This is a genomic window from Agathobaculum sp. LCP25S3_E8, assembly GCF_052117165.1.
GTDB lineage: Bacteria > Bacillota > Clostridia > Oscillospirales > Butyricicoccaceae > Agathobaculum.
Map to the genome: position 1 here is coordinate 1 of NZ_JBQKJR010000095.1, position 6,420 is coordinate 6,420.

Consider the following 6,420-nt stretch of genomic DNA (forward strand, 5'->3'; position numbering starts at 1 on the left):
CCAACTATTACAATCTGGACGCCATCATCGCTGTGGGGTATCGTGTGAACTCCAAAAAGGCGACCATGTTCCGCATTTGGGCAAACAGAGTGTTGAAAGACTTCATCATCAAAGGTTATGTGATGGATGACGCACGGCTGCGGGAGCCGGAGAACTTTTTCGGCAAGGATTATTTCGAGGAACAGCTGGAGCGCATCCGGGACATCCGGGCCAGCGAGAGAAGATTTTACCAGAAAATCACGGACATCTATTCCCAGTGCAGCGCCGACTACGATGTGGAAAGTCCTATCACAAAGGAGTTTTTCGCCACGGTGCAGAACAAGCTCCACTATGCGGTCACCCATCATACCGCCGCCGAGATCGTATATGGCCGTGCCGACAGCACTAAGCCCAACATGGGCCTGACCACATGGAAAAACGCCCCCAAGGGCCGCATCCGCAAATCCGATGTCATCGTCGCTAAAAACTATCTGAACGAAACGGAAATGCGAAACCTGAATGAGATCGTCACCATGTACCTGGACTATGCGGAACGGCAGGCCCGCCGGGGAAATGTCATGTATATGGCCGATTGGGTCAAGCGGCTTGACGCATTTTTACAGTTTAACGAGGAAGATATTCTGCATGATAAGGGCAAGGTGACTGCCGCCATTGCCAAAGCCTTTGCCGAGAAAGAGTTTGAAAAGTTCCGAGTTTTGCAGGATCGGACCTATCAGAGCGACTTTGACAGACTGGTTGCGGAAACTTCGGATGATCTGGCAGAATAACCATATACACAGAAAGCCCACGCCACCGGTTCTCTCTTTCCGGCTGCGTGGGCTTTTTCGGCCATCGCTTATTTCTTGTTTTGCAGCTGTTCATGGGCCTCCTGCTGGACGATCAGCCCCGCCGAAAAGCCATACTTGAAATGGCTCTCACTTTCCTCGCACTGGGCGATAGCGTTCTGCGCCCGGAGTTCCTCCACCAGAGCATAGTCCTCTTTGCTGAGCCGCTGGGATAACTGCTCCATCAACGCCGCACAGGTTTGGATCGCCTTGCGGTATTCCGGGGACGTGGGCACTACCGTTTCACAGGGATAAAACTCCCCGTTATACATGGCTTCCAAAATCATTGCGTTCCCTCCCTCAACAATAGACCAACTCCGCCAGGACAATTTCCTCGGCCCTGTTGTGGATGGAGTTCAAGGAGCGCACCCATGCCATCTGGTCGGCAGCTTTCAGGGCTTCTGTGACACCCTCTTGCTGCATCATGGCTTTTTCGATAATTTCCAGCCGCTCCCGGCAGGCGGTGTCGATTTCCTCCAAATGGGGAAACAGCTTTTCAGTGACAATGAGATCGGCATACAGAATGGGCCGGTGTTCTTTTAAGTAGGCACGGCGCAAGCGGCCATATTTCCCGATATGGTACTCTTTGGTGTCCGATAACACAAGGTCGGGAATGAGATAGTCGCCGCATTTGGTGTAAGTCAGTTCCATACAAGGCTCCTTTCGTGGGAATGTGGTTGACAGTTACGGTAGGTTTGAGGGCATCCCTCCTTTATCATAACTGTCTTTTCATTCGCCACAAATGAGCCGCCAGTCATGATGTAATGTTTTTTGGTGTAATCCACCCTCTATACATTACATCATGGTTCTGGATGCTGTTGGACTCGCTGTCCATATTATCGTCACGGCTCAGTCGGCAGTAGAGAGCGGCCGTGCCGGTAGAGATTTTCTTGCTTGACTGTTTCAAAATATCCTCCTTCCTGCAATCAAGCAAGAGGTTCTTATCTATGTATATTATACCTCTGCCGACTGCCCGTGTTAAGGATGTCGATGGAACAGTTAAGCTGGCTCCAAATCGGCCAGCATCAGCTTCAACAGGATGTCACGCATGGACTCGCCTTTGTCCTTGTAGATGGGCGTGACAATGAATTGGATTTTGCCGACTTGATAGGTGTATTCCTCCTTGACGGGTACGGGATCTTCCATGTGGGCCTCCTTCCAGAGCGATACGAAACAATGACCGACAGTCCCCCTTGTCCCGTGGGGAAACGCAAAAGGGCGGCACCTTCGGCGGTGCCGCCCTCTTGCCTTGCTCCACTTTGGGACAACTTGTCCCAAGGTCAGTAGGGGCTGTTCTCAAAGTGCTGCTGGGCCTCCTCCAGCCCACAGAAGTCAAAGACCTCATGGAGCTCTGCCACCACACGCCGGATGTCCGTGGAAGAAAACCCGCAGTTCTCCATAGCGTAGATGACATAGCCCCGGCAGGCATTGTTACTCCACGGCTGGGCAAGCAGGGCCGCCAGTTCGGGATCATACTTCATGTTGGTTTCCTCCTTGATAAAAGTTTCGGGAGCGCCACGCTCATTTCCTTGGCCCGTCATAAGACAGCAATACTCAGCATGACGCTCCCGAGGGGGCAGCGGCCCGGAGGGGCAAGCGGCCAGCTTGTCCGACTGCGGATCATGGCCGTGGGGTGGCTTGTCCCACTTGCGGCGCTGGTGTTGTTCGCTCGTTCTCCTGCTGGAGAAGTCACAGCGCACCCGCCGCCCGGCTCCCCGCTCTATGGCTCGGGGCCGCCGCTATTCAGTTGTTGATCGGATGTAACTCCTCTCATATACCAAGGACATCTGGCAGATCAATTCGGACGGGTTTACAGACACTTTTTCAAATACTGTTTCATCTTCTCAAGTCCCCGCTCCACAGAGCGCCGCACGGCACTCTCATGGACACCCTCTGCCCTTGCTACTTCGGAATAGCTCTTGCCGAGGATCACACAGGCATCCACCCGGCGGCCCTGCGTTTCGGGCAAGGAATTGAGCGCAGCGCACAGATGGCAGAACAGCTCCATGCGTTCCAGTAGCTCCTGCGGGGTGGGTTCGGAAACGCAGGCGGAGTATTCGATCCCGTCCTCGCAATCGAGGGAATACTGCGCTTTGTTGCGAACGATCCGCCGCTGATAGGCGGCCTCGTACAGCCTGCTTGCCCGGAGCTCGTCGGCAACTTCCTCGGAAACCTCTATGTATTCGTCGTGGGTGTACCACGGATAAAAGTCTTTCAGATTGATGGTCGTCATTTGTAATTCCTCCGTTCAGATGGTTGGGGGTGAATGGCGATCTGAACGGAGGGCGGCGGGGAGCGACACCTCAGGCTGTCTTTTCCTGCTTCGGGACAACTTGTCCCGAAGTGAATAAAACAAAATGCGCCCGTGTGCCACAACGACACGCAAGCGCATAAAACTACATTTTCATTTATGTACTGCCATATTTCACATCCGTCACCAGACTGCTCCCATTGGGCGGACGGGCTTTTTTTGACAGATTAGGGGGATGAAAAACGAAAAAGGACACAGCGATACCTCCCGGACACCGCCGTATCCTTAAAAAAGGGCGACTTTAACACACCCCCCGTATTCTCATTTTTCAAAAAGAAAACGGCGGCCTTGTTTTTACAAAACCGCCGCTGGTAATGTAGAATAAGCGCACAAAATCGACCTGCCCGGCAACGGTTTTTTTCTTTCCCCCGTCGGGCGGGGCAGGCTGTTATCGTTTGTTATAAAGCAAAACAGAGCCGATAACATCCGAGGTTTTACCTCAGCGTTATCGGCTCTGCGTCTTGGCGTCTGGCTCTTTAATAACTGAAATATTTTGTTGTCGTACACTGATTAGCGTTTCCTGCTTACATTTCGGACAATACAGTGGAAACCGTTCAAGCACCGTGTCGTATCGAATACGCAGTCGTGTTTTACTGCCACACACGGGACACATAATCCATTGAGTTTCACCCATGCCAAACCCTCAAAACAAATCAATACTTGAAAAGATTTTCTTGGATACAAACATAGAGAAAAGCCAAAGTGCGCCCCCAATCACCCAGAGCACGATATACATTACACCCGGAACGGCAGAGAACGATTGGGTAACTGTTGCCGGTACTACGAAAGAATTAGCCACGCTCATAAGCACTGGGCCAGCAACGACCAGCAGCATTGCCAACAGCTTTGTTTTTTCATATCCGAATCGGTATTGAATGGGAAGGAATATGCCCATACAAATAACCTGAATCCAAAAAACAATGACAACAGACCGCACGAAATCAACAGCGGCAAGCTGGGGGATAACTTCCATTTCAATCCGGAATGCTACACAGCAATAAAGATAAATTAAAAAGTAGAGCAGATACTTTTCCTCTACGAGTTTCCCTCTGTTATAAGGAGTGGCACAAAGCAGCGCCGTTGCTTTAGGATACATATTTTCCTTTTCGGAAACCGCAAGATTGAATGCAACAGAAGAAATAAAGACAGCTCCCGGAAGTGCAAACACTTCAAGCATTTGAGGTTGTTTCCAGACCAAGAGTACCGGCAGGCCAACCCCAATGAGAATAACCGCAGCCACATAGTTCTTTGCAATAATGCAATCCTTCTTTAATAGTTGTAAAATCATACGGGTTTACCCTCCTTCATGTGGGAAAGCATGATGTCCTCGACCGTCACTCGTTCAAATACAGCATCCGGGAATATCCGCCTGGCTTCTTCCACTTGGTTGGTAACTCCCGTAAAACCGTATTTCGTTTGCTCCACTTTCAAGAACAGCTTTTTGGTTTCGGAGGGCAACAGGCCCTTTCCTTTTACGAGCCGATGGGTTTCCAACAGCATATCTTTATCTTCTTCGAACAGAATTTTGCCGTTGTCAATCATCACCAGCATATCCGCAGCTTTATCCAAATCAGAAGTGTTGTGCGTGGAATAGAATACAGCCTTTCCGCCCTGATCCATGAATTCTTTCAAAATTTCAATGAATTGCTTTCTCACCAGAGGGTCAAGGCCACTTGTGGGTTCGTCCATAATCAGCAGCTCCGCATGGTGGGACAGCGCCAATGCCAATGAGAACTTCATTTTCATGCCACGAGAGAGAGAAGAAATGGTCTGATCAGGTCTAAGAGAAAAAGCATCTAAGTAATGCGTATATGCCCCGTTGTCCCAATGAGAGTAGGAAGAAGCAATCAAGTTCTTCATCTGGGTTAAGGTTAATTCATCATAGAAGAATCCCTCGTCAAAGACGACTCCAATAGAATCTTTGAAAGATTTTTCTGTTTTAGATATGTCTTTACCCTTAAATTTTATGGTGCCAGCCTCATGTGAGATTAGGTGAAGAATGGAGCGTATGGTAGTGGTTTTTCCAGCGCCGTTTGCACCGATAAAACCCGTGATACAATCTTCATAAATTGAAAAGGACACTCCATTCAACTGAAAACCGGGATATGTCTTTTTAAGACCTTCCACCTCTAAAAGCGGCTGCATATTAGACCTCCTCATACAAAATATCCATCATCATGTTCAGTTCTTCTTTTGTGATTTTAAGTGATTTTGCTGTTTGAATCATATCCTGCATCTTCTGTTCCACGAGTCGGCGTTTGGAATCCCGCAACAGCTCAAGATTGCTTGTTGATATGAAGGTTCCTATACCAACTTGGCTGGTTACAAATCCCTCTTGCTCCAGTTCTTCGTAAACCCGTCGTATTGTTAGAACGCTTACCGACAGGTCATTTGCAAAGGTGCGGATAGATGGAAGGGGATCGCCTTCTACCAGTTCCTCTTTCAAAATAGCATCTTTAATCTGATCTTTGATTTGCTGGTATAGGGGGGTATCAGAAGTATTTGAGATTACGATCTTCACAGGACTATCACCTCCTGTTCTGGTGTGCTGTTCTGTAATACACACTATACACTATCATCACAATAAAGTCAAGGCTGTTCACTTTGAAGAATCTAATATACATGAAATAAAAAACTACATAATATAAAATTGTGCTTCGTTCTCATATTCAAACCCGAAATGTAGAATAATATAGGGTGATATGAGAATGTACCAATACGACAAACACCTTGATTTTCACGCCTTGGGCCGTGAGATCAAGCGCAAGCGGGAGGAAAAAGGCTGGACGCAGGAATACTTGGCTCAGCTCGTGAACCGCACCCCACGCTCTATCATGTATATCGAGAACCGGGGACAATACCCCAGCTTTGATACTTTCTATCAGCTCGTTACCCTGCTGGAGATTTCCGTGGATCAATTCTTTTTCCCAGACAAACTCAACGGAGAGAGTACCTGCCGGAAACAGATTGATGTCATGCTCAATTCCATGGACGAGAAAGAGCTGACCGTAATGAAATATACCGCAGAGGGACTACAAAAGGCTCGGGAAACGGAGGATGCGTAAGAGAAACACGCACCTCCGTTTTTTGGCTGTTTTGGGGGCAACGCACTAACGGCAAGCAGGGCAAGTGTGGCCACACTTGCTATTTTTGCAGCCCGAGAGGGCCGCAAAAATGGAAATGTCAAGAAATGTGCAGTCTGGAAACACCCAAAATCTGAAAAGCATGGTAATACAGCGCAGTTTTCCGAAGTGGAGCGTAGCGGAACGCAGGAAAACTGCGGCA

Annotated in this window: 12 protein-coding genes; 2 read left to right on the forward strand and 10 right to left on the reverse strand. The window is 49.0% G+C overall.

Annotated elements, in window-relative coordinates; genetic code table 11:
• Nucleotides 1-767, forward strand: a 767-nt coding sequence (locus ACTQ34_RS17070; RefSeq protein ID WP_441364815.1) for a virulence RhuM family protein, incomplete at its 5' end; no start/stop codon positions are given.
• Between the two features lie 68 nt (nucleotides 768-835).
• Here ACTQ34_RS17070 and ACTQ34_RS17075 read toward each other — a convergent pair.
• The 10 genes from ACTQ34_RS17075 to ACTQ34_RS17120 all read right to left on the reverse strand — a co-directional run bounded on the left by ACTQ34_RS17075 (nucleotide 836) and on the right by ACTQ34_RS17120 (nucleotide 5,656).
• Complete coding sequence (locus ACTQ34_RS17075; protein WP_002596150.1) at nucleotides 836-1,111, reverse strand: DUF6809 family protein; 276 nt, start codon at nucleotides 1,109-1,111, stop codon at nucleotides 836-838.
• Nucleotides 1,112-1,124: 13 nt separating this feature from the next.
• Nucleotides 1,125-1,475, reverse strand: coding sequence for a TnpV protein (locus ACTQ34_RS17080; RefSeq protein ID WP_441364816.1), 351 nt, complete (start codon nucleotides 1,473-1,475; stop codon nucleotides 1,125-1,127).
• Nucleotides 1,476-1,578: 103 nt separating this feature from the next.
• Nucleotides 1,579-1,731, reverse strand: coding sequence for a hypothetical protein (locus ACTQ34_RS17085; protein ID WP_441364817.1), 153 nt, complete (start codon nucleotides 1,729-1,731; stop codon nucleotides 1,579-1,581).
• A 92-nt stretch (nucleotides 1,732-1,823) separates the two neighbouring features.
• Complete coding sequence (locus ACTQ34_RS17090; RefSeq protein ID WP_257592053.1) at nucleotides 1,824-1,970, reverse strand: hypothetical protein; 147 nt, start codon at nucleotides 1,968-1,970, stop codon at nucleotides 1,824-1,826.
• A 134-nt stretch (nucleotides 1,971-2,104) separates the two neighbouring features.
• Nucleotides 2,105-2,305 carry a hypothetical protein gene (locus tag ACTQ34_RS17095; RefSeq protein ID WP_441364818.1) on the reverse strand — a complete coding sequence of 67 codons (201 nt, stop codon included), beginning with the start codon at nucleotides 2,303-2,305 and terminating at the stop codon, nucleotides 2,105-2,107.
• A 329-nt stretch (nucleotides 2,306-2,634) separates the two neighbouring features.
• Entirely contained in the window at nucleotides 2,635-3,057 is a 423-nt protein-coding gene (locus tag ACTQ34_RS17100) for an RNA polymerase sigma factor (RefSeq protein WP_441364819.1), read from the reverse strand.
• A gap of 523 nt (nucleotides 3,058-3,580) precedes the next feature.
• Nucleotides 3,581-3,769 carry a cysteine-rich KTR domain-containing protein gene (locus ACTQ34_RS17105; protein WP_082402094.1) on the reverse strand — a complete coding sequence of 63 codons (189 nt, stop codon included), beginning with the start codon at nucleotides 3,767-3,769 and terminating at the stop codon, nucleotides 3,581-3,583.
• 9 nt (nucleotides 3,770-3,778) lie between these two features.
• Entirely contained in the window at nucleotides 3,779-4,423 is a 645-nt protein-coding gene (locus tag ACTQ34_RS17110; protein WP_441364820.1) for an ABC-2 transporter permease, read from the reverse strand.
• Nucleotides 4,420-5,280: an ABC transporter ATP-binding protein gene (locus ACTQ34_RS17115; protein ID WP_441364821.1), complete on the reverse strand. Its 861-nt coding sequence runs from the start codon at nucleotides 5,278-5,280 to the stop codon at nucleotides 4,420-4,422. Before ACTQ34_RS17115 ends, ACTQ34_RS17110 begins: the two co-directional genes overlap by 4 nt.
• 1 nt (nucleotide 5,281) lies before the next feature.
• Nucleotides 5,282-5,656: a GntR family transcriptional regulator gene (locus tag ACTQ34_RS17120; protein WP_054323360.1), complete on the reverse strand. Its 375-nt coding sequence runs from the start codon at nucleotides 5,654-5,656 to the stop codon at nucleotides 5,282-5,284.
• A 181-nt stretch (nucleotides 5,657-5,837) separates the two neighbouring features.
• Here ACTQ34_RS17120 and ACTQ34_RS17125 point away from each other — a divergent pair, with 181 nt between their 5' ends.
• Nucleotides 5,838-6,200 carry a helix-turn-helix domain-containing protein gene (locus tag ACTQ34_RS17125; RefSeq protein WP_441364822.1) on the forward strand — a complete coding sequence of 121 codons (363 nt, stop codon included), beginning with the start codon at nucleotides 5,838-5,840 and terminating at the stop codon, nucleotides 6,198-6,200.
• The last annotated feature ends 220 nt before the right edge of the window (nucleotides 6,201-6,420 follow it).

What these genes read in the sequence shown, in the direction of transcription:
- ACTQ34_RS17075 (WP_002596150.1), bottom strand. Translation starts at nt 1,111, where the DNA reads ATGATTTTGGAAGCCATGTATAACGGGGAGTTTTATCCCTGTGAAACG.
- ACTQ34_RS17080 (WP_441364816.1), bottom strand. Translation starts at nt 1,475, where the DNA reads ATGGAACTGACTTACACCAAATGCGGCGACTATCTCATTCCCGACCTT.
- ACTQ34_RS17090 (WP_257592053.1), bottom strand. Translation starts at nt 1,970, where the DNA reads ATGGAAGATCCCGTACCCGTCAAGGAGGAATACACCTATCAAGTCGGC.
- ACTQ34_RS17095 (WP_441364818.1), bottom strand. Translation starts at nt 2,305, where the DNA reads ATGAAGTATGATCCCGAACTGGCGGCCCTGCTTGCCCAGCCGTGGAGT.
- ACTQ34_RS17100 (WP_441364819.1), bottom strand. Translation starts at nt 3,057, where the DNA reads ATGACGACCATCAATCTGAAAGACTTTTATCCGTGGTACACCCACGAC.
- ACTQ34_RS17105 (WP_082402094.1), bottom strand. Translation starts at nt 3,769, where the DNA reads ATGGGTGAAACTCAATGGATTATGTGTCCCGTGTGTGGCAGTAAAACA.
- ACTQ34_RS17110 (WP_441364820.1), bottom strand. Translation starts at nt 4,423, where the DNA reads ATGATTTTACAACTATTAAAGAAGGATTGCATTATTGCAAAGAACTAT.
- ACTQ34_RS17115 (WP_441364821.1), bottom strand. Translation starts at nt 5,280, where the DNA reads ATGCAGCCGCTTTTAGAGGTGGAAGGTCTTAAAAAGACATATCCCGGT.
- ACTQ34_RS17125 (WP_441364822.1), top strand. Translation starts at nt 5,838, where the DNA reads ATGAGAATGTACCAATACGACAAACACCTTGATTTTCACGCCTTGGGC.